The organism is Natrialba chahannaoensis JCM 10990, from assembly GCF_000337135.1.
GTDB lineage: Archaea > Halobacteriota > Halobacteria > Halobacteriales > Natrialbaceae > Natrialba > Natrialba chahannaoensis.
On sequence record NZ_AOIN01000057.1, the window covers coordinates 1 to 22,207 of the forward strand.

Consider the following 22,207-nt stretch of genomic DNA (forward strand, 5'->3'; position numbering starts at 1 on the left):
AGAGATGTGTATAAGAGACAGGAACTCGACGGCGCGCCGAACTTCGACGAGGAGAACGCCTACCCGCGTGATATCCACGCGAGCACGCAGGGAATACTCGTGTTCACGAAGGAGGGTGAACTCGAGTTGGCAGAGCGAATTCTCCGCTGGGTACTCGCGAATCTGCAGGTCGAGGGCGAGCAAGGGCGATACTACTATCGGAAGTACCGCCATCACACGAAGCGAGTGACGCTGATGCGCTGGTGTCAGGGCTGGATGGCCTACGCGATGTCGGAGTTCCTGCTGGCGGTGGCGAATGCGGACACCGACGCGGGGACGGTCGTGAACTCGATAGAGTCGAGTACGACTGAGGCGGAGGCCCAAGCGCTGGCCCGGCCAACGACCGACGGCGGACGACCGCCGGACGAGACTACCGGCGATTGTAACGGCGAGACCGACCCACAGTCATGAGTCTTCGAACGCGGGACGGTGGCGACGACGGTGCCGATGGCGACCGAACGGAGACAACGACGGGAGCAAAATCATCAGCAGACGGAGACGAGCGTCCGACGGAGGACTCGAGCCACGCCCGCAGCGTCGCCGAAACCCAGCGGGTACTCGTCATCACCGGTCTCGCGCACAAGAACGAGCGCCACTACGGCCCGCTCGCAGACGTGGCAGGGGAGACGACGCTTGTCTCGCTCGCACCCGTCGAGGGTGTCGACGCGGCCCGAAACGTCACCGTTCCCCAGGTCGGGCCGCGGCTCCTGCGCGTCGTCTTGCTCTTTGCCGTCGCGCTTCTCGAAGCCCGCCGGAACGAGTACGACGCGGTCGCCTCCATCTCGCTGTTTCTCTACGGCTGTTACGCACTCGGGCTGAAGGCCATCTTCGGGCTGCCGGCCCACCTCGGCATCATCGGTATCGACCTCGACCATCACGCGACCCAGCGGTACGGCCCGGTCGTCCGCTGGCTGTTCAGACGCTTCGATGTCGTATCGGTTCCCGGCCCCGACCACGCGGCCCGGCTCGAGCGCTGTGGCGTCCCCGCCGAGCGAATCGCTCGGCTGACGAATCCGATCGACGTCGAGACCTACAGGCCCGAGGCGGCCGGTACTGTCGACGATGATTCTGATTCCGACTTCGACTCCGACCGCGACGACGAGGACGCCGCCGGCTACGACTATGACGTCGTCTGGGTCGGCCGCTTCGGCCCCGAAAAGGACCCCCACCGATTCGTCGCGGCGATGGACGAACTCGAGTCCCGCGGGCACGAAAACAACACCGCGGTCATGGTCGGCGACGGAGCACTCCACGACGAGGTCGCAGCGCACATCCGGGCGCGCGGACTCGAGGACACGATCGAACTCGCGGGCTGGGTCGACGACCCGATCGACTACTACCACCGCTCGCGGGCGTTCGTACTTACCTCCGAGCGCGACGCGCTGCCACTCGTCTTGCTGGAGGCGATGGCAACCGGACTCGCGCCGGTCGTACCTCGCGTCGGCTCGATTCCAGACGCCGTCACGGATGGCAAGAACGGGATCATCGTGTCGGATCGACGCCCGGAGACGATCGCCACGGCGATGGAGCGCCTGCTCGACGAGGACGAGCTGCGCCGCTCGCACGCAAGCGCGGCGACTGAGGTCCGCAACACCTTCTCGATGGCGCAGGCTGGTTCGGATTGGGCGGAAATTGTGGTTTCGATGACTGGGGGCTCACAGCAATACTCGGGTTCGAGACGCTAGCCCAAACAGCCAGGATCGGACCCGCTACGTCAGGGTAACGACGTGGTAACAAAACCGTCAGTCATCGGAGCCAGACCTACATGGACATCGAACGACTCGACCTCGCGGCGTGGGACGACGCTCTCCCCGCCCGCGGCTTCGACGTCTTTCACGACCCCGACGCACTCGCCGTCCTCGATGCCCACACGGACAGCGAGTTACGGCTGTACGGCGCGTTCAAAGGCCAGCAGGTCGTTGGCCTGCTCCCCGTCTTCGTCGATGACAAGCCAGTCGGGCGCACGATCTTCTCGCCCCCGCCGGGACTCGGCGTCCCGCGACTTGGGCCAATCATCAACCCGAACAGCCCCAAGCAGCGCAAGTGGGAGCGCATCAACGCGGCACTCGCCGAGGGCGTCCTTGCGGATCTCGAAACCGACCGGCGCTCGACGCTGTTCCGAATGACCTGCCCACTCGAGTACACCGACCCGCGACCCTACGTCTGGAACGACCTCGCAGCCGAACCGTCGTTCACCTACGTGGTTGACCTCGAGGACTGCGAGGATGTCGAGGACGCGATGGCGGGCTTCAGCAAGAGCCTGCGAAATGAGATGCGGCGGTACGACGACCTCGACCTCTCGATCGAGACCGAAGGGATCGACGCGGCGCTGCGGGTCTACGATGACGTGGTGGCACAGTACGAGGAGTACGACGACACCGCGCCGATGTCTCGCCCATTCCTGCGGGACCTTCTCTCGAGTCTGGACGACGACCGCTGGCGGGTGTACGTGGCGCGAACCCCCGATGGCGAGTACAAGAGCGGTATCATCACGCTGTTCTCGAACGACCTGGCGTACTACTGGCAGGGCGGCGTCACCGCCTCCTACGACCACGTGAGCGTCAACAACTGCCTCCACCGGGTGATCCTGGAGGACATCGTCACGGAGCCGGCACTCGAGTCCGTCGTCGGTTACGATCTGGTTGGTGCGAACACGGAGCGGCTATGTGAGTACAAGGGGAAGTTCAACGGTGAGCTTCGGCCGTACTACACCGTCGAGTCGGCGGGACTCGAGATGACGCTCGCGAAGTCGGCGTACGAGCGGGTCGCTGGCTCGCTGAAGTAAGGAAGAGGGAGGAGCGGCCTACTGTTCTCGTACGGCCTCGGTGCCGAGACGGTCACTGTGGCACTGTCGATCTGTGCTCCTGGCCACGGCCAACGATCAGGAGGGACCCGAGATAGACGAGTAATCCGACCCAGAGGTACGTCAAGGGGTCAGTCGCGGCGATGACTGCGAACAGACCGTCGACGGCGGCGACGAGCAACATACTGAGGTAGGCGTAGTAGCCCGCCCGGTAGTGTCGGCGCTGTTTTCGCTCGATGTCGGCGTCGGAACTGTAGCTGGCCTCCTCGATCGACAGCAATCCGTATCCGATCATCACTCCCGTCACGACGTACACACCAGCAAGCAGTGTCCAGGGGTCACCGCTGTAGATGTTGTAGCCGGTGAACGCGAGTGCGAGGGCGAGACCGGATCCGATCAGCAGACGGCCGTTTCGGCGTTGCTCGGCGACAGTCGCAGGTGGAGATAGCAGGGAGACCATAGCTGCGTTGTCACGTGCCTCCCGCATATGTCTGGTGGATGTCCAGTTTGGTGCTGTGGGAACGACCAGAGAACGGTCGCGTGTCGGTGATGTGAGCGGTAAGAACCACCTACGAGTCGTCGGCAGCCATCTGTATCTCGGTCATACGTGACACCGCACTCATTGCGCAACGAGTGCGTTCAGGCGTCAGTCGACGAACTGAGAACGTATCGGCGTCGCTGGCACCACATCACCGTCGCGTTCGCTGGCGTACACTGCTCTTAACTAACGTTCGGGATTCTGTGGATTGCAGTATGGCTCTCTTCGGCGCGGGACAGCGGACGCTTTCAGCGGTATTCGATCTCTCCAGACCGGTGATGGCACACATCGATATCGACAGCAACGGGACGGCCGATACTCGAACCCACAGCCACGCGCGAACGGAAACACGCACACACGGGGGGCCCTACGCTCGCACACCACGGTACTCGAGGACACCGCATCGGCGGCGGACTGTGCTCGTTGCTTACCGACGCGGGACTGGGAGGGTGTGGAAGCGAGGGCGAATCCAGGGACGAGAGCGGCGACGCAACCGGAAACGAAAACGAGAACCAGACCAACGACGAGAACGACTGATCCGAGCAGGTGACCGGCATGAACGGTGAGCCGTGGACCCACTCCGTCGTCGTCCCGGCGATCACGGCTCCGAGCAGCGTCGCCTGTCTCCGGACGCTCGGGCGACGCGACATCCGAACCATCGTCGTCTCGGAGGACGAAACCGCACCAGCCTTGCGCTCGAAGTACTGCGACGAGGCCGTCCCGGTTCCGGACCCCCACGAAGATCTGGTCGCCTACAAGGACGCGCTGCTGGCCGTCGCCACCCGCTCCGATGTACAGACGATAATCCCCGTCCGAGATGTCGACGTCTATGTCCTCGCGAAGTACAGATCCGAGTTCGCCGACCACGTTGCCACCCCCTGGCCCGACATGGACACCCTCGCCAGCGCCCAGGATCGCATCCGTCTCTTCGACGCCGCCGAAGAGGCCGGCGTAGGTGTGCCAGAGACGGGGGTACTCAGGTCTGATTCTGGCCCTGATCCTGGACCCAATCCCGCTTCCAATGCTGCTCACGATGCCAACCGAACGTGGGACCAGGAGTGGATCGTCAAGGCCCGATATGCAGTGCTCGCTGACGAGTACCTCGACGACTACGGCCCCAGACAGTACGTCGATCCGCCAAAAACAGAGTATCTCAGTCCCGGTACCGAGCCGGATATCGACGCGCTCACACAGGAGATGGGTCACCAACCGTTGCTCCAGGAATACGTTCCCGTCACCGACGAGTACGGCTTTTTCGCGCTCTACGACCACGGTGAGCCGGTCGCCACGTTCCAGCACCGCCAGATCCGCGGCTACAGCTACGCGGGCGGCGCGAGTTCCTACCGGGAGTCCGTTCGCATCCCGGCACTCGAGGAGGCCGGCCGAGATCTACTCGAGCACCTCGACTGGCACGGACTGGCAATGGTTGAGTTCCTGCGCGATGAGGACGGTGAGTTCAAGCTGATGGAGATCAATCCGCGGTTCTGGTCGTCGTTGCCGTTTTCGGTGCAGGCGGGCGCGGACTTTCCGTATTACTACTGGCAGCTCGCGACCGGAGACCGCGAGGCGATCGAGCACAGTTACCAGGCGGACATCGCCGGCCACCTGCTGCGCGGAGAACTGCTCTATCTGTACTCGATTCTGTTCGACGACGTGGAGCTGGCGGAGAAACCCTCGTTCACGGGGTCGCTCTCGGAGATCCTGTCGTCGATCGGCCGGGAAACGCGATTCGATTACGCGAGTCTCGACGATCCGCGGCCGTTCGTTCGGGACCTGCGGAACGCGTATCAGTACTACAAAGAGAAGGAGTCGGTCAAATAGCGTGCATCATCGTGGTCACGTCCCCAAAGCGGGTCGTTCCCGACAGCTGCAGTCGGGATGACTGTAACCGACTGCCCAGTTGACCGACTAACCAGTTCGACGGCTGTATCGCTACAGCGCGTCGTACTCGACGGAGACGTTCGCGTTGCCTGCGAGTCGGAAGTTCTCGATGTCGCCGCTGAACTCGTAGGCATCACAGGCGTTGGCGATCGTTCCGGAGACCGTCGAGCCCGAGATCGAACCGCTCTGGGAGCCCAGGTACGGTGTGTGCCGGACCTCGCCGGTAACGTCGAACGAGAACGTAGTTTCGCGGCTGGTGTCACAGGCATCGATGACGATGACGTTTGTGAGTTCGTCCGACGGTTCATCTGGTTCGTCTGGCTCGTCAGACTCGTCACCGTCGTCTCCCTCATCCGTGTCGTCATCGTCCGGCTCACCGCCGGTCTGTTCGATAATTTCGTCCGGGTCGAGACGTTCGCCGTCGAGTTCGACCCACATCACGTCGGGTTGGCCGACCTCAATCGACGTGATCGTCCCATCGACACGGAACGCGTCACCGTGGCCGCCGCCGGTTACACCGCCAGCGTGCCAGCCGTCGTCGGTCTCCTCGACGAAGTCCTCGGAGGTGTACGTCCCGCCTTCGATGCGTCCACCAGACGGCGTTGGGTCGGGAACTTCTGCGAACCCAACCGGTCCGTCAGCGGTGAACTCGTAGCCAGCGTATCGTGCGTCGGGTTCGGTGACGAACGAGAGGAGGTGCCCGTCAGCCGGTTCCTCATTTCCCGACTCGTCCTTGTCATCCTCGTTGCTGCCGTCGTCTCGCCGTCCTGATCCTGACGAGCCGGATGCTGCCTCCTCTGCGCTCAGTGGGACACCCTCGACCTCGCTCGGTTCGGTGCGCTGTGGTGTTCCGGACGACGAGCCGTGGATCGCAGCACCGCGGTTGTCGTCTGTTTCGTAGCGCGTGTTCGTGACTGTGACTTCGGCGTTCTGGCCCTTCACCCAGTCCGGTGCGCCACACCGGACGTCTGCGTGTGCCGAGCCGGAGATGTCACAGTCTTTGACCGCCGTGTGCTCATAGTAGCCCCAGAAGCCCTTGTCACAGTCGACGGCAACACAGTTCTCGACGATCGAGCCGTCGGTACCGACGCGGAAGCCGGCCGCACGGGAGTTGCGTGCGTAGGAGTCCTTGATCACGACGGGACCACCGCCACCCGAACCGCTCGGGTGTCGCGAGGAGTCGCCAGGATTGCTCGCGTAGATCGAGTTGTCTGGGCAGTTCTGAATGTTGACGTTACGAATCTCGAGGTCGCCAGCGTGACCGTTGGCCACGTTGATGCCGGTGATACCGGGATAGGAGTTGTCGTTCTCGTTGCCCATGAAGTAGACGTTCTCGATCAGTCCACTCGCGTTCGGGCTGTTCACCTGGCAGATAATCGCGTCTTCCTTGGCAGTGCTATCCCAGTTGCCGCGGAAACCGACGTTGCGAATCTCCCAGTTGTCGGCAATCGCACGAATGTGGAACTTCGCGTTCGGTGCCGTGATGTCGATCAGAACGTTCGAGAAGGACTCGCCATCGCTCAGGCGAACCGTCCGCGTCTGTCCCGCTCCAACTTCGATAACGTCGTAGTCCTCGGCGGCCGCGCCGACCCCGGACATCGTGACTGCTGCTGCCGCCGAGCCGACGAGGCCGAGGTAGCCGCGCCGACCAAGTATGCTGTCATTACCGTCTGAAACACCGTCTGCTGGATTTTGATCGCTAGATCCGTCGTCATCCAATACCGTATCGCGTGCCATACAGTCAGGAGATTTGAAGTCAGGGTCATAAACTTTCCGTTTATCCGAATATAGGCAGCCAACACAGTCAATTTCTCGCGATATAATATATAGAATCCTATGACTGTCTATTCATTGTATTTTATAGAAAACATATCGGTATTCACCCTATCCCCGCTGATCCGGTAAGAGATCACCCGCCAGTACGCCCCCCACCTTCGAAATCGAACGCATTCACGAAAGACAGATAGTAGAAATTTCGAATAAATTCAACGCTCAATACATTGTGACTGCTGATTCCCATCGGAAACAGAATCCAACTGTTTGGACTCGCATTTCGGCTATCGACACTCGAGTACCCTCACGCGCACTCGGCGGTCAGTGAGTGTGGTCGAACGCTCTTGGCAGGCTGGCGCGATGGTGGTGAGGCCAGCCTATTCGTGAGGCCGCACGTCTCTATCACGTCACAGCGAACTATAGTAGCCACTGCAAGTCACTGCACACCTGATCGCACGGCGGCAGCGCGGTTCGGAGCGAGTGAACTGAGCGAGAACCGCGAACGTGCGATCAGTGTGTAACTAGTTGCAGTTGTTACTATAGACGAAAGCGCTGAACGAAACCGGGAGGACCCCAAGAACAACGAGGGTGAGGAAAAGAACAGACCGAAAAGGCTCACGAGAGCACGTTCTGTACGTCGAGCATCCCGCTCGTCACCGAAATAGTCGCCCAGACGAGGACGCCAACCACGACGAGTGCGAGCAGCGACACCAGATTCGTGACCATCGGCAGCGCCACCACGACGACGGCGGCCATACAGAGTGCGATTCCCGAGACTGCGACCACGGACTTTCCAAGGTATGGCAGCGAGACTGGGAGTTCGGACCAGATGAGGTAGATGTTCACCGAGATCATGATGCCGTAGCTGACGACCGTCGAAATCGCCGCGCCGGCGATGCCAATCGTTGGGATCAACAGCAGGTTTAGCCCGAAGTTGAAGCCACCGGTCACACCCTTCGAGATCGCCCGGTGTTTCGCACGGCCGAGGTAGTCGAGCGCATCGTTCGTGATCTTGTCGATCGCCTGGAAGACGATGAAGAACGCGAAGATTTGGATGACGAGCACCGCCTCCAGGTACGCCGGTCCGAAGACGTACTGTACCAGGGGCTCAGCGACGACGATCAGCCCCGCTGCAGCGGGGATGTAGAACAGCACGCTGTGTTTGAACGTCGTCTCGTAGACATCAGCGGCCTTCTCGAGTTCCCCGTTGGCCTTGTACTTGCCGTAGGAGGGCGAGACGGTGAATCCGAGCGAGCTCGCCGGCGCGATGACGAAGTCCGAAATCTGCTTCGCCAGCACGTAATAGCCAACCGCTGCCGGCGTGAGGAAGACGCCGATAAGTAGGGTGTCCACCTGCTTGTAGACCACGTTCGCGCCATCCGAAACGGTCAGCGGTAGGCTGTACTCGAGTAACCGCCGTCGCAGGCCGGGCTCGCGTTCGTCGGCGGCGTCGAACTCGCCGAGCAGCCGGTACAGCAGGGTGAGGCCGTAGACGGCACCGAGCACGTAGCCGAGGACGTAGCCGGTGAGCGCGCCGATGACGCCGAAACCGGCGACGAGGAACACGAGAACCGAGAGCAACGTGGTGACGTTTGTGAGGATCGTTACGCGCGCACTCCAGGGGATGCGGTTGAATCCCTGAAAGATCGTGTGCACGTAGGAGTTGATCGTCCAGCAACTGATGTAGACGACACCCAGCGCCAGCAGCGGTGCCAGCTCGCTCTCGCCGAACAGCGCCGCCAGTTGCTGGTGGAACACCGCGATGAGGATCGAGACGGTCAGCATGACGGCTGTCAGGAATCGCAACGAATCCCGGATTATGTGGGGGACTTGTCCAGGGTTCGTCTCCCGAAACTCCGCGAGATACCGCGCCGTCGACCGGGGGATTCCGAGGCGACTGAACAGCAGCGAGGCGCTGAAGACCGAAATTGCGAGAAAGAGCAGGCCGTACTCGTCGGGCGTCAGAAACAGGCTCGCGAGCGACACCATGAGCACGCCCTTCGCAATCGTCCGGACGATTTCGGCGACGAGCGTCGCCCTGAAGCCGCGAATAATCTGTTGTTTCATTCAGAACGAACCAAACTGCGCCGTCTTAGATTGTCGCCGGTGCGTCGACAGTGGGTGTGCTCGAGTCCCGGAGCGCCTCGATCAGTCGGATCGTCCACTTCGAGGACTCGAGTGAGACCGGCATCTCGGTGCCGGCCTCGATGGCGCGGGCGGTTCGGTCGAACTGCGCGTAGTGGGCGTTCATCTTGATTGCCGTCTCCCAGTCGTCGTTGAACTGGCCGTCGGCGACGAGTTTGGCGTTCGAGAGCAGCCCGGAGAGGTAGCCGGCGGAGCGGGTGATCGCCTGCTTGCCCTTCTTGAGCGAAGAGAGGTGATACTCCTCGTCGACGGTCTGGATCGTCTGGAGGACCATATCGAGCTGGATCGACTTCTCGGTGCCGTGGACGTAGATTTCGTGACGTGGCTTCGAACTCGAGAGCATCTTCAGGCTGCAGAGCACGTCGTCTTCGGTGACGTACTGCAACTGGGCGGAGTCGTAGGCGAACTCGTCGTCGTAGTCGCCGACGAGTCGAGTGATACTCGAGATGGACTCCTCGCTCTTCGGGAAGCCGCTGACTCTGAGCGCGGAGTAGATCGGGTGGGGGAGTCCCTCCTCGAACTCGCCGCCAGGGAGGTCGAAGACCCAGGTGCCACGGTTCGCCTCGTCCGGGGTCGACAGGCCCGTGTAGATCAGGTCGACGCCGCGGATCTCGCCGAGTTCGCCGGAGTGGATCATCCGACGAGCGGACCGCATCACCGGGTCGAAGTTGTGCTGGTGAACCGGTGAGACCGGGACGCCGTGCTCGTCGGCGTAGGCTTCGAGCTCCTCGAGTTCCTCGATAGTTTCGGTGACCGGCTTCTCGATCAGCAGCGGAACGCCGGCGTCGATCGCGCGCTTGGCCAGCGGGAGGTGGCTCTGAACCGAGGTGCAGATGTGGAGCCAGTCGAGCGACTCCTCGGCGAGGAGGTCGTCAATGTCGCCGTAGGGCGTGATATCGTACCGGGAAGCCGCCTCGCGCGCTCGGTCGATGTCGAGGTCGCAGATGCCGACGAGTTCCGTCCGCGGGTTCTTGTCGATTCCCGAGAGATGAACCTCCGAGACTGTTCCGGCACCGACTACTGCCGTTTTGACTGTCATTCTCCTCCGAAAGACGAACACAGAGTGCTATTGTTATAGATCTGTTACCGATTTCGCGCGGGGACTCGGCCGATGCCGTGCGCTACTGGACCCGATCACGCGTTGGCAACAGCTCCTTTCCGTGTGGTGAGACGATGGTAGCTGGTGGTTGTGTGGGGGATACGGACAGACAATCGTCATGCGGCTCCAGTCGAATGAACCAGTCAGATATCCGAGTTGATAATAGATGCAAGAATTGGAACGAGGACGAGGTGAGGGGCGGAGAATAAACGCAGTGAGAAGACAGCAAATAGCCATACGCTCAGCCAGCGCCGACGACGTCAGTGAACGATGGCCAACGGAGTCAAGCGTCGCTCATGTCGGCATCGATGTAGTAACGGTCGAACTCGCCGTTCGTGTGAATGCGGTTCACACCTGGTTCGTTCTCAACCGCGTTGAAGTCGCCGTCACTGTAGCGGAGTTCGCCGTAGGCGTACACCTCGCGGTCGTAGTCGTACTGGCTCACCACGAGGTACCGGTCGTTGTCGTACTCGTCGACGAGTCCGGAGCCAAACGCCGATTCGGGTACGTCAAAGTGGAGACGCATCCGCTCGTCGTTCCCGTGAATCGCGTCGTCGAATCGGTTCGGACCGTTTCGTAGGCCGACGATATCGACCTCGTCGGCTTGCGTGTCGAAGGCGGTCTCGTAGCCACTCATCTGCTGGTCGCTGACGTGTGGTGACGGGTTGTAGGTGTACGGCGAGGGAAAGACCGCCACAAGCGACAGCAACAGGAGGAGCGCGAAGCCGACCGCGAGCAGCGGCTGTCCCGAGGGGACGAACCGCGACTCACGCCACCGTCCCGAGAAACGGCCCGTCAGCCCGTAGATCGCAATCGCACCGAGAACCGTCACGAAGACCATCATCAGTCCGAAGACGCGGAAGTACATCGTCGAGCCGGGTGCGAGGAAGTAAATGACGAACAGCGGCCCCAGCCCCACCAGTGCGACGGCGAAGTACAGCGTCTCGGGTCGAACACGGGCGAGCCACTCGGAGTTTCGCGCGCCGAGAGCGGCCAGAATGAGCCCCGCGGTGAGCAGCGTGAAGAGGAGGTGGACGGTGAACAGTTTGACGAAAATCTCGCCGAGACCGCTCCCGAGCGCACCGAGCGAGGCCCCCTGCATGGCGACTGTATCACCGGCTCCGCCGCCATCTCTGAGGATAAAGTCGACAGCCGCGCTCAGGAAGTGATCGATCATCCCGCTGAAGAAGCCATGATTCGAGGTCCAGGCGAGAAACAGCACGATCAGGAACAGCGCCTGACCGTACATCGGCGTCTGGCTCGCGATCCGTCCCTGCGAGGCGATCCGGCGCGCGAGGAACTGCACCAGCGAGATGCCAAGAAAGACGACGATCAGGTGTGCGACCAGCTGCGGGTGGTAAACGACCGTCGCGACGGAAACGAGCGCGAAGGCGGCACCGACAGCGGACACCGTTGCGAGTGAGCGGTCGGCACGGAGGTATTTTGCGAAGAGGAAGAACAGCAGTGCCGAGAACAGAACCGCCTGGGACATCGCGTGGGCCGTCATATACATCGAAATCGTCGTGATCGGCAGAAGGAGGAACGACGAGAACGCCGCGATCACGACCGCGCGACGATCCGAGATGATGGTCCCCACACAGAGTGGAATGAAAATCCAGAAGACGATCATCGTCGCGAGGATAGCGAGGAGCAACGACTGCTCGAGTGGGACGCCGACCGCGGCGTTGATCATCGCAGCCACGGTGTGGATACCAGGATAATACAGATCGAATGGGACGATCGTCCCTTCGGCTATCGCTCGCGACCAGCCGAGGTGAGTAAGCGCGTCGTGATTGCCGAAGAACTGGTAGCCGCGGATCAGCGGGAGTCCGGCAAAGACGATCATCGTGAGTCCGCCGAGGGCGAGCGCGAGCGGGCGACTGGTGAACAGCCGGGTTTCGCCGCCACCGTCGTCTGCCTCGGTCCCCGCTCGCGTTCCCGATCCGACCCAGGACGGGGGAACGAACGCGACAGCGAGTGCAATTGCCATGGCGACGAGCAGCCCGGCCCAGACGCGACCCGGCGTCATCGTGTAGAGCGAGAGCTCGTAGCCGGCAGCGGGCGCACCGTGGGCGAGAAACGCGCTGACAGCAACTGCGAGGAAGCCGACCGCGAGCGCGAGCTTTCGGAACGGTTCTTCGGTGACGGCTGACTGGGGAGACATTCGGAGCTGGCGCGACGTTATCCCGTAGCTATCCTTGTTATTCACCGGTTGCGACGGGTAAGTCTGTGAGTACCGAGACCGGTGAGTCGAGTACCGAGTCACAGCTGGCGTCGCCTAACGAGACTGCCAGGTTTAACTGGAAACGAGACGAACAGTCAGTGACAATGGTCCCGAGTAGCCCGTCTCACTCGACCGACTCATCCGAGCCAGCGCCAGAGCCCCAGCACGACAGTACAGCCGACGTGCGGCAAGGAACCAGAGACGCACTGTACGACACCATTGGAACCGTCGCCCTCCTCGGGTTCTCGTTGCTCTTTATCGCCGTCGGCACTCGAGAACTCGTCACCGCCGGCTCGGCAGCAGGCGGCGCGCTCGGCATCGCAATTGGACTGTTCGGTTTCGTCCTCGCCGCGATCGCCTTCAATGTCGTCCCGCTGAGCCGCGAGTGAGCTACTGCTCACTATAGTAACAACTGCAACTAGTTACACACTGATCGTACAGCTGTCGGTCGGTCAGGTGTGCAGTGACTTGCAATAGCTACTATAGTCGACGGGTTGCGTCACAAACCACCACTCTCTCCGCCTCTGTCACATCCCAGACAACCCCAGCAGTGAGTCGTTCGCCCGGTATCGAGAGACAGTACCAACGAAATAGATTCAACCACTATCGGACGGTCATTCAACGGTCAGGTATCACTCTCCACCCTGTCGCTACGATTCCTCACCAGCGAGAACACCGACTCCAATACCACTATGACTGCACGCGACACTCGAGTCAAGTTCAATCCTTCTCGAGGCGTGTCCGATTCGGAGTGGCTCTCGAGTGAGGCGGAAGGCGGTAGTTAGTCGTCGTCATCCTCATCGTCGTCATCGTCGTCGTTATCCTCCTCATCTACCTCATCGTCTGTATCACCACCCACAGCATCCGCATCACCACCGTCAATAGTTACCCACAGGTACGTCGATCGATCCGCGTTCTCGATCGTCGGCGACTCCGGGACCGACTCGTCGTACAGTAACACTGCCATTCGAACCGTCCCGCTCTCTGCCTCCGGCGTCATCGATACCACGTCCTGGGTTGACTCGCCGTCCGCGAGCGTGTACTCGAGCCGGTCGTGTTCGATTCGGTCGAAGACCTCGCCGTCGTCAACCCATTGCTCTTGGACGACGGCGGTGTAAGCCTGCTCGGACTGTTCCTGGTTCTCGATGTCGATCGCCAGTGAGACAGACTCGTTCGGAGCGGTCGTCGTCTCGTAGTCGGCGGCGACCAGCTCGCCGTTGTCGTCCTCGGTGAGTAGTTGGAGTTCGGTGTACTGTTCGCCGTCCTGTGGCGAGACGAGTGCGTAGCCGACACTGGAGAGGGCGATGAGCATGCTCGCCACCAGGAGGAGGTTAACCGCGGTGTGAACCGCCGAGTTGGTGCCGAACAGCGCCGCGTGAACGGTATCGTACGCGCGGCTGAAACTGAACTCGTAGCGGTTCTGTTCGGGGACACGAACGCGTCGAATGCCAGCGAGGAAGGCGCAGACGAGCACGAAGCCGCTGATGAAGCCGACGACGGCCGTCGAGGAGAACGTGTACGGAGTGAGCGCGATACCGATCCCGAACAGCGGGAGGAGGGCGACACTCAGGCCGAACGCGAGTGCAGCGCGCTCGACACCACTCACGGAGAGCGTCTGGGCAAACAGCGGCGTTGCGGTCGTTTTCGGTGACAGGTTCTCCCGCGGGAAGAGCACGGAGACGAGAGCGTACCCCGGTGCGACGAACAACAGCAGGAAGCCGACGGCGGCGCGGAGGACGGGTGACGACACGTCGACGATCAACAAGAGGAGGGCCGAAACGGCGGCGATGCCGGCGATACCGACCAGATCGGCCGGGAGCCGAGCCACCGCTCTCGTTCCCCGCCCGACGGTCGCGAACGGCTGCGTATCCAGAATCTCTTTCATGTATGCGTCAGTTAGCCACCACTCGAGTGGTTCGGTCATTGTTACTAGTCACGTAACCGACTGTCTGGATTCGGTAGCCGTCGCGGTACACACGGCCGTCGTGCGATTCCCGACGACCGGCGGCGAAGCAACGACGGTGGCCCAGCTCGATGAGAGTGGCGCGTAGTGGGGCAAGGGACTCGAGTACGGAAACAGGTCGCTTACAAAGTGCACAGCGGTGGGATCCACGATATGGACAGGAGTGTACCTCCAGCGACAGACGCAGACACGAAACGCGGTGACGGTTCGCTCGCCCCCAGACCGTGTCGTCTCGCCCCCAAACTGATCGGAGGTGGCTGTGGACGATGAGCATCGACGTTCGTGTTGCCACAGATGACGACCGCGAGCGCTGGAACGATCACGTCCAGCGCTCCCCGCAGGGAACGCTGTGTCACGAACTCGAGGCACTCGAAGTACAGGCCGAACACTCCGGGTCGACGCTGCACCCGTTGATCGGCTTCAAAGGACAGGAGCCAGTCGGCCTCTTCCCGGTGTTCGAACTCAAAAAACAGTTCGTGACGACCGTCTTCTCGCCGCCACCACACATCCGCGTCCCCTACCTCGGCCCGGCGTTTCTGAACATGGGGAAGCTCAAACAGCGAAAACGCGAGCGCCGTCGCCAGCGCTTCATGGACGGCTGTCTCGAGTGGATCCAGTCCGAACTCTCGCCGCGATACGCCCACATTCGAACCAGTACAGGTGTTGGGGACGCACGGCCGTTCAAGTGGAACGAGTTCGACGCGACGCCGGAGTACACCTACGCGGTCGACCTCACGCGCGAGCGCGATGACCTCCTCATGTCCTTCAGCAGCGACGCGCGGAGCAACATCACGAGTACCGACGAGGACGAGTACGAGGTCACCGTCGGCGACTCCAAAGAAATCGCCCTCATCCACGAGCAAGTGAAGCACCGCTACGAATCACAGGACATCAGCTTCGGCGTCCCACTCGAGTTCGTCCAGGATCTGGCCGACCGAACGGCGACCGGTGCCGTTCGACCCTACACCCTGCGTGTCGACGGCGAGTTCGTTGGTGGGATTCTGGCACTCGAGTACGGCGACAGAACGGGGCGGTGGATGGGCGGTGTCCGGACGGATACGGACGTCGACGTGCCGACGAACGATCTGCTGGACTGGGCGATTATGGAAGACGGGATGGAACGCGGCCTGGAGACGTACGATCTCGTGGGTGCGGATACGCGCCGGATCAATCGGTACAAGGCGAAGTTCAACCCGGAACTTGAGACGTACTACAGTCTGGAGTACGGCTCATGGGGGATGAAGACGGTGGCGTCGTTGTACGACTCGGTGAAGTAGAACGGCTGCGACGAGTGCCACGCGGTAGGTCCCAGTTACCCATCGTTTTGCACTGGCTGACTGTTGCGTGCTCGTGAACAACGCTGATTCGATCGATAGTGGTCCAGTCGCCGAATCCGGGTAACTGCACGCATAACGAAAGGTCGAGGCCGAGGACTCCCCCTCGATGAACGACGATTCGTCGCTGCAGACCCTGCTCGTCGGGATCGACGCGGCCTGCGACCACGTTCTCGAGCCGCTGTTCGATGCCGGCGATCTCCCGACACTCGAATCGATCTACGAGGACGGCGCGAACGGGCCACTCGAGTCCCAGATTCCGCCGTGGACGGCCAGCGCCTGGCCGTCGCTCTACACCGGCAAGAATCCCGGCAAGCACGGCGTCTTCGGCTTTCTCTCCTTCGATGGCTACGACTGGGACGTGGTTAACGCCAGCGACGTTCGCGAGCCCGCCCTGTGGGAACTCCTCTCCGAGCACGGCATCACGAGCGTCGTCGTCAACGTGCCGGTCACTCACCCGCCCCGCGAGTTCGACGGCGCAGTGATCCCAGGCTACACCGCACCGGAGAATCCGGCCTGTCATCCCCAGGGGCTACTCGAGGACGTCCGCGAATCGATCGGCGAGTACCGCGTCTACCCCAACGAGGACGCCGACGATCTGGGTGGCGCGTACGCTGACTGCGTCCGCATGCGCGGCGAGGCCTTCCAGTACCTCGCTGACCGGTTCGAACCCGAGTTCGGCTTCCTCGAGTTCCAGGCAACGGATTCGATCTTCCACAAGGAGCCTGAGAACGACGCGGCGATCCGCGAGATCTACCGCGAAGTCGACCGCCAGCTTGCCGGTATTCTCGAGACCCACGACCCGGACACCGTGATCGTCGCGAGCGACCACGGCATGGGTCCCTACGAGGGCTACGAGTTCAGAGTGAACGAGTTCCTCCGCCGCGAGGGCCACGTCGAGACCACGAACGGCGGTGAGGGGATGCCGACCTGGGCGACGGTCCGCGATGACTCGCTCAAAGAAGGTGAGGAGACGACCCAGCGCGAGCAGGGGCTTTCCGAGCGCGCGATGGCCGCCGCCGCGAGTGTCGGGCTCACGAGCCAGCGCATCGGAGCCGTACTGGAGCGCCTCAGACTCGCCGACTTCGCGGCTGCCCACGCACCCTCGGGACTCGTCAGCGCGGGCGCAACGCAGGTCGACTTCCCGACTTCCCGTGCGTACGTCCGCTCGCGCATCGAACTCGGCGTCCGGCTCAACGTCGAGGGTCGCGAGCCGAACGGTGTCGTTCCGGAGGCAGAGTACGAAACGGTCCGCACACAGGTCATCGACGCCTTGCGCTCTGCGCAAACGCCCGACGGCGACCCTGTCTTCGAGGCGGTTCGCCCGCGTGAAGAGTACTTCCACGGCCCCGAGAGCGACCGCGCGGTCGACATCGTGACGATCCCCACGGACTTCGAGCACTTCATCTCTGCAACGCTGCGAGACGAGCAGTTTGGTCCGCCGAGCGAGCCCTGGAACCACAAACTCGAGGGCACCGTCGCCGTCGCGGGCACAGGTGTCGACCGCGCGGCTGGCGTCGGCAACGCACACCTGTTCGACGTCGCACCGACCGTGCTGGCGAGCCTCGGCGTGCCCACGGACGAGCGCATGGATGGATCGGTGCTCCCGTGTCTCGACTCGAGTGGCACGACGGACTATGCCCGCCGCGACGAGGAGGCGACCGTCGCGACTGACGACGATGCCGTCGAGCAGCGGCTCGCAGACCTGGGGTATCTCGAGTAGCCCGGCCACGCAGCCCATTTCTTCCGCGGTGTGCTCACCGAAACACAGATTTGTCGCGCCCACACAGTAGGAGACGAACAGATGAGAGACTGCGACGGTTCCGGCCGTGGTCTGGGCTGCCGTTCTCGTCGCTTCGAACGCGGGGTGAGGACGGCGTGACTGATTTCGACGCCGGCATCAACGCCAACACCAACACCGATACCGACACTGACACCGACACCGACACCGACACCAGGACAGACGTCACCATCAGCGACGCCATCGACACCTACCTCCAGCGCAAGGCCGTCGGCGACCCCGACGGCCCCGGCGCAGGCGCATACGCCGCCAACGCCGAATCCATCCTCCACCGCTTCGCCGACTGGGTCGACCGCGAGTTCGACCTCACCTCGCTGTTCGCACTCGAGTCCACCCACGCGCGAGCGTACGCCGCCGACCTCCGCGAGAAAACGGAGCGCGGGGCCTACACCGCCTCGAGCGCCCACACCTACTACGCCGTCGTCCGAGCCTTCCTCTCGTGGTGTGTCCGCGGTGGCATCCTCGAGACGAATCCTGCTGCAACCGATCCCGCGGAAGCGGCGCTACCAAGCGCAAGCGCCGGCGCTGACGAGGACGGCGACACAGACACCACCGCCTGGAACCTCGAACAACGCCGCCGCCTCGAAACCTACGTCCGCGAACGCGCGCTCACAGCAGACGGGGCGACACCAACCGAACGACGAAGTCGCCTTCGCGAGTACGCCATGGTCGCGCTGCTCGCACACTCGAGTGTCCGCGGTGCGGAGCTGTTCCGGGTGCCGGAGGACGACAGGCGCTCGGGGGCCACCTGGGACGACGTGGACTTCTATACGGGCACGATTCGAGTGCTCGGCAAGTCCCAGCGTCTCGAGGACGTGTCGCTGCTCGCACCAGCAAGAACGCCGCTGCGGCGGTACCGCGTGGTGCTCGATCCGCCGTCGAACGACTGGCCGCTGTTTCCAACGCGACACGCGCCGTCGATCGCCCGCCGCGTTCGCGATGCGCTCGCGGATCGGGGATACGACGACGCGGAGATCGAGGCGCTGTCCGACGAGGCGACGGCGACCGAACTCGCCCGCGAGCACGCAATTGCGCCGCCGGCGATTACGACCGAAGGTGCGCGCTCAGTGCTGAAACGCCTCTGTGAAGATGCAGGACTCGAGGCCAGCGGCGAGTACCTGACACCCAGCGGCGTTCGCGCTGAAACAGGTGGCGACGGTGACGACACCAGCACCAGCCGTCAACGCGTGCGACGCGAAGCGACGCGGTCGCGACCGACGTTGCGGACGCCGAACGGAGAGCGCTCGATCGCGGTTCCAGTTGACGAGCCACTCGAGATCACCATACTCTCTCACAGCACGCGATCCAGTGGGCAGACGGACTCTGAGTAGGCAGCAGTAGTAACCCCAGTAGCAATACCAGTAGACGCGGCCGACGGCGGACGGTGCGCCGAGCTCTGTTTTAGGATTAGGAGACGCGTCGCGAGACGTGGTCGTTCGAGAACTGCGAGTGACAGAAATTCGATGAGAGAACCGTACAGAGGGAGCCGACTACACCAGCAGCCAGATGACGACCGTAAGGATGATCGTCAAAAGCAAGACTGTGGTCCCAATTCCTGCGCGGAGATGGATCGTCGATGAGCGGCCACCATCAGCGTGCTGGCGTTCCGGTACGTCGACCATCGGGAGCCGGCGAGCGGTTTCGTCGACGGCGAGCACTGGGTTGTTGCCGGCCCAGTAGCAGCGCTTGACGCCGCTGACGACGGCGTTGTCGACAGCTGCGTAGAGCTCGGTGGTCGCGAGCATCGTGCCACGGCCGAGGTAGTAGCCGGTCGGGTTCACGATCAACGACGGGTCGGAGTAGTCCATCTTCGAGAGCGGCTTGCGGATGAGTTTGAAGCCGATAACGGAGATGACGATCAGGATGAGAGCGTCCTGAAGGTGGCTGGCACTGTAGGGCTGGAGCTCGTTGATGGCCATGTCTGGAATACCGATCCCATCGACCAGCGGCAACAGGTCGGCAAAGACCGGCCAGCCGATCGCCGGCAGTCCGAGCAGGACACAGGCACCACCGACGGAGAACATCGCGACCGTCTGTCCCGTTCTCGAGTCCTTGACCGTGTACTCGGATGGGCCATGCAAGAAGACGTAGTAGCCGAGCTTGATGAACGAGAGGAACGTGCCGATCGCACCGATGAACAGCAACCAGTACAGCGCCTGATACTCGCTGCCGCCGTAGTAGGCCGGATCGGCCGCGTCGAGCACCATCCCCTTGCTGATGAAGCCGCTGAAGCCGGGCACGGCGGTAATCGAGAGCGCACCGATGGCAAAGGCGATCGCAGTCAGTGGCATCTCACGCCAGAGGCCACCGAGCTTGTAGAGGTCGTTCTCGCCGGTTCGGTAGATGACGACCCCGACGGCCATGAACAGCAGGCTCTTGTAGAGCACGTTGTTGAACAGGTGCCCCATCGCGCCGGCGATCCCGATCGCGGAGCCGATTCCGATACCTGCGACCATGTAGCCAAGCTGGGCCTGGATGTGGTAGGACAGCAGCGCACGCATGTCGTGCTGGAGCAGCGCGAAGACGACGCCGTAGACGGCCATCGCCCCACCCATGTACGCGAGCAGGAGGTTCCCCTCCGGAATCGCACGGTAGAGCACGTAGGCGCTCGTCTTCGTCGTGAACGCTGCGAGGAACACCGACGCGGCGAAGTGCGGGCGCGGGTAGGTGTCCGGCAGCCAGGTGTGGAAGCCGACGAAGGCGACGTTCACACCGATACCGAGCACCGCGAGCAAGAGCGGGATCCCGTCGGCGAAGCCGACCGTTTCTCCCGCCTCGGTCACCATGGCGAACGAGCCGACAGCGGCGTACTGTGCAATCACCGCGAACAGCACCAGGCTCCCGCCGATACCGTGGGCCAGCGCGTAGCGATAGCCCGCACGGACCGCATCGCCACCGTACTGCCAGACCAGCAGCGTGCTCGTCAGCGCCATGATCTCCCACATGAACACCAGCACGAGCCAGTCGCCCGCAAAGGCCGCACCGAGCGCGCTCGCGACGTACGCCAGCGCGATGGCTGCCAGATGTCGTGAGGACTCACTCGAGTACGCGTAGATGACGGCGAAGGTTCCGAGGAAGCCAAGCGCTATTCCCATCATCCGCGTGAAGTCGTCGATGAGGAACGGGTGGATGTCCTGGAACCCGAGGAAGGTTCGGGTGAGGTGGGCACCCTCGGGTGCGAGCAGCGAGATTGCGACGACCGAGGCGAGACTCAGTGCGCCGACCGCGAAGCCGAGGAGCCGCGGCAGGACGAGCACGAGCAGCGCGGCCGCGAAGACGATCAGCGGTGGATACGCGTAGGCCAGGATGTCGTAGGTTGCGTCGATCATGTTAGGCTAGCACCTCCGCCAGAATCTCCTCGTGGGAGAGTGCACTCAGTTCGGACCACTCCATGCCGAAGACGGTCTCGACGATGTAGGTCACGAGATCGAGGAAGATCGCGTAGTCGGGGATCACGCCGAGTGTGACGGCACCGACGGCGATGACCGTAATCGGCATGAGCATGAGCCATGTGCTCTCGGAGAACGGCGAGTGGCGTTCCCAGCCACCTGGCGGCGCACCGCCGTGGTGGTCGTGGTGGTCGCCGTGATCGTGGTGGCCCCCGGCGTGATCCGCGTGTGCAGCGCGGGTGCCGGGGACATCGGCGTCGCTTGGGTATTTGTCGACGGCGTACTCGTAGTCGTCGTCGGTGTCGGTGTCGGTGTCGGTGTCAGCGTCGTCCGCATCCGGCTCCGACTCGAGTGGCGTCCCAGCGCCAGTGGCCCCTGTCTCGCCAACGTCGTCGTCGGCGGGGCGTGGCTGGCCGCTTGGGGGTTTGTCGGCGTCCCGGTTGTCGTCAGCTGCATCCTCATCTTCATCAACCGGGTTCCCACCGTCCGTGGCAACCTCCTCACTGAAGTAGGACTCGCGCTTCCCGCCAGGCGGGAATTCGAGGAGCGGCTTGGCGTCGTGGCGGTCTTCGCTTTCGAAGAACGCGGTGTAGACGACGGGCCAGAGGTAGGCGATGTTGAGGATCCCCGAGAGGATCAGCGCGCTGGCGAAGAGCCAGTAGCCGCCGCCGACGTCGGCAGAGCCGATCAGCATGTAGAACTTGCTGACGAAGCCGGCGATGAGCGGCATGCCAGCCATGCCCGCCGCGCCGATGGCGAAGGCGGACATGGTCAGCGGCATTCGTTTTCCGATCCCGGCCATCTCGCTGACGTAGTCGGTGTGGGTCTCGACGTGGACTGCCCCTGCACAGAAGAACAGGGTGAGCTTCCCGAACGCGTGGGCGGGGATGTGGAACAGCGCTCCGAGGATGGCGAAGGGATGGAGCATCGAGAGCCCGAGCACGATATACGACAGTTGTGCCGTCGTCGAGAACGCGAGCCGGCGTTTGAGGTGGTCTTTGCGCAGCGCGATGATGCTGGCTGCGGTCAACGTAAAGGCGGCCAGAATCGCCACCGGCACGTTCAGCCCGACCTCACCGATACCCGGCACGTTGAGCGGCAGGTCGTGGATGAGTCCGGGACCGAAGACTTCGAGGATGACCCGCGCCACCCCGAACGCACCGGACTTGACGACCGCCACGGCGTGGAGCAGCCCGGAAACGGGCGTCGGTGCGACCA

The 22,207-nt window shown here is 62.7% G+C and carries 15 protein-coding genes and 1 pseudogene; 8 read left to right on the plus strand and 8 right to left on the minus strand.

Annotated elements, in window-relative coordinates; all coding sequences use genetic code 11:
* The 3 genes and pseudogenes from C482_RS10055 to C482_RS10065 form a co-directional block, all read left to right on the plus strand.
* Positions 1-450, plus strand: a pseudogene (locus C482_RS10055) (antibiotic ABC transporter permease); the annotation flags it as partial.
* Positions 447-1,724, plus strand: coding sequence for a glycosyltransferase (locus tag C482_RS10060; RefSeq protein WP_006167487.1), 1,278 nt, complete (start codon positions 447-449; stop codon positions 1,722-1,724). The pseudogene C482_RS10055 and the gene C482_RS10060, both read left to right, overlap by 4 nt.
* A gap of 80 nt (positions 1,725-1,804) precedes the next feature.
* The gene (locus C482_RS10065; protein ID WP_006167488.1) at positions 1,805-2,824 is read left to right on the plus strand and encodes a GNAT family N-acetyltransferase; all 1,020 of its coding nucleotides are present in this window, start codon (positions 1,805-1,807) and stop codon (positions 2,822-2,824) included.
* A 52-nt stretch (positions 2,825-2,876) separates the two neighbouring features.
* Here C482_RS10065 and C482_RS10070 read toward each other — a convergent pair whose 3' ends face one another.
* Positions 2,877-3,302 (minus strand): hypothetical protein, encoded by a 426-nt coding sequence (locus C482_RS10070; protein ID WP_049896622.1) that lies wholly within the window; start codon positions 3,300-3,302, stop codon positions 2,877-2,879.
* 633 nt (positions 3,303-3,935) lie between these two features.
* On the opposite strand from C482_RS10070, the gene C482_RS10075 reads away from it, so the two are divergent.
* Positions 3,936-5,201: a carboxylate--amine ligase gene (locus tag C482_RS10075; protein WP_006167490.1), complete on the plus strand. Its 1,266-nt coding sequence runs from the start codon at positions 3,936-3,938 to the stop codon at positions 5,199-5,201.
* Positions 5,202-5,312: 111 nt separating this feature from the next.
* Here the strand turns inward: C482_RS10075 and C482_RS10080 are convergent, their stop codons facing one another.
* From C482_RS10080 to C482_RS10095, 4 genes are all read right to left on the minus strand, one after another.
* A complete protein-coding gene (locus C482_RS10080; protein ID WP_006167491.1) occupies positions 5,313-6,998 on the minus strand; it encodes a hypothetical protein in 1,686 nt (561 codons plus the stop codon).
* A gap of 651 nt (positions 6,999-7,649) precedes the next feature.
* Positions 7,650-9,101, minus strand: a complete 1,452-nt coding sequence (locus C482_RS10085; RefSeq protein ID WP_006167493.1) for a flippase — start codon at positions 9,099-9,101, stop codon at positions 7,650-7,652.
* Positions 9,102-9,126: 25 nt separating this feature from the next.
* On the minus strand, positions 9,127-10,218 hold the full coding sequence (locus tag C482_RS10090) for a Gfo/Idh/MocA family protein (RefSeq protein ID WP_006167495.1): 1,092 nt from the start codon (positions 10,216-10,218) through the stop codon (positions 9,127-9,129).
* Between the two features lie 343 nt (positions 10,219-10,561).
* Positions 10,562-12,442 (minus strand): DUF6541 family protein, encoded by a 1,881-nt coding sequence (locus C482_RS10095; protein ID WP_006167496.1) that lies wholly within the window; start codon positions 12,440-12,442, stop codon positions 10,562-10,564.
* Positions 12,443-12,606: 164 nt separating this feature from the next.
* On the opposite strand from C482_RS10095, the gene C482_RS10100 reads away from it, so the two are divergent.
* Positions 12,607-12,891 carry a hypothetical protein gene (locus C482_RS10100; RefSeq protein WP_006167498.1) on the plus strand — a complete coding sequence of 95 codons (285 nt, stop codon included), beginning with the start codon at positions 12,607-12,609 and terminating at the stop codon, positions 12,889-12,891.
* 392 nt (positions 12,892-13,283) lie between these two features.
* Here C482_RS10100 and C482_RS10105 read toward each other — a convergent pair whose 3' ends face one another.
* Entirely contained in the window at positions 13,284-14,426 is a 1,143-nt protein-coding gene (locus C482_RS10105; protein WP_083858609.1) for a DUF1616 domain-containing protein, read from the minus strand.
* A gap of 305 nt (positions 14,427-14,731) precedes the next feature.
* On the opposite strand from C482_RS10105, the gene C482_RS10110 reads away from it, so the two are divergent.
* The 3 genes from C482_RS10110 (at position 14,732) to C482_RS10120 (ending at position 18,931) form a co-directional block, all read left to right on the plus strand.
* Positions 14,732-15,742: a lipid II:glycine glycyltransferase FemX gene (locus tag C482_RS10110; protein ID WP_006167501.1), complete on the plus strand. Its 1,011-nt coding sequence runs from the start codon at positions 14,732-14,734 to the stop codon at positions 15,740-15,742.
* A 166-nt stretch (positions 15,743-15,908) separates the two neighbouring features.
* A complete protein-coding gene (locus C482_RS10115) occupies positions 15,909-17,522 on the plus strand; it encodes an alkaline phosphatase family protein (RefSeq protein ID WP_006167502.1) in 1,614 nt (537 codons plus the stop codon).
* Positions 17,523-17,677: 155 nt separating this feature from the next.
* On the plus strand, positions 17,678-18,931 hold the full coding sequence (locus C482_RS10120; protein ID WP_006167504.1) for a tyrosine-type recombinase/integrase: 1,254 nt from the start codon (positions 17,678-17,680) through the stop codon (positions 18,929-18,931).
* Positions 18,932-19,090: 159 nt separating this feature from the next.
* Here C482_RS10120 and C482_RS10125 read toward each other — a convergent pair whose 3' ends face one another.
* Together C482_RS10125 and C482_RS10130 are read right to left on the minus strand one after the other, a co-directional pair.
* The gene (locus tag C482_RS10125) at positions 19,091-20,929 is read right to left on the minus strand and encodes a Na(+)/H(+) antiporter subunit D (RefSeq protein WP_006167506.1); all 1,839 of its coding nucleotides are present in this window, start codon (positions 20,927-20,929) and stop codon (positions 19,091-19,093) included.
* Position 20,930: 1 nt separating this feature from the next.
* On the minus strand, positions 20,931-22,207 hold a 1,277-nt coding region (locus C482_RS10130), incomplete at its 5' end, for a proton-conducting transporter transmembrane domain-containing protein (protein ID WP_006167508.1).

Coding starts and splice junctions, on each gene's coding strand:
- C482_RS10060 (WP_006167487.1), top strand. CDS start 447: ATGAGTCTTCGAACGCGGGACGGTGGCGACGACGGTGCCGATGGCGAC.
- C482_RS10065 (WP_006167488.1), top strand. CDS start 1,805: ATGGACATCGAACGACTCGACCTCGCGGCGTGGGACGACGCTCTCCCC.
- C482_RS10070 (WP_049896622.1), bottom strand. CDS start 3,302: ATGGTCTCCCTGCTATCTCCACCTGCGACTGTCGCCGAGCAACGCCGA.
- C482_RS10075 (WP_006167490.1), top strand. CDS start 3,936: ATGAACGGTGAGCCGTGGACCCACTCCGTCGTCGTCCCGGCGATCACG.
- C482_RS10080 (WP_006167491.1), bottom strand. CDS start 6,998: ATGGCACGCGATACGGTATTGGATGACGACGGATCTAGCGATCAAAAT.
- C482_RS10085 (WP_006167493.1), bottom strand. CDS start 9,101: ATGAAACAACAGATTATTCGCGGCTTCAGGGCGACGCTCGTCGCCGAA.
- C482_RS10090 (WP_006167495.1), bottom strand. CDS start 10,218: ATGACAGTCAAAACGGCAGTAGTCGGTGCCGGAACAGTCTCGGAGGTT.
- C482_RS10095 (WP_006167496.1), bottom strand. CDS start 12,442: ATGTCTCCCCAGTCAGCCGTCACCGAAGAACCGTTCCGAAAGCTCGCG.
- C482_RS10100 (WP_006167498.1), top strand. CDS start 12,607: ATGGTCCCGAGTAGCCCGTCTCACTCGACCGACTCATCCGAGCCAGCG.
- C482_RS10105 (WP_083858609.1), bottom strand. CDS start 14,426: ATGACCGAACCACTCGAGTGGTGGCTAACTGACGCATACATGAAAGAG.
- C482_RS10110 (WP_006167501.1), top strand. CDS start 14,732: ATGAGCATCGACGTTCGTGTTGCCACAGATGACGACCGCGAGCGCTGG.
- C482_RS10115 (WP_006167502.1), top strand. CDS start 15,909: ATGAACGACGATTCGTCGCTGCAGACCCTGCTCGTCGGGATCGACGCG.
- C482_RS10125 (WP_006167506.1), bottom strand. CDS start 20,929: ATGATCGACGCAACCTACGACATCCTGGCCTACGCGTATCCACCGCTG.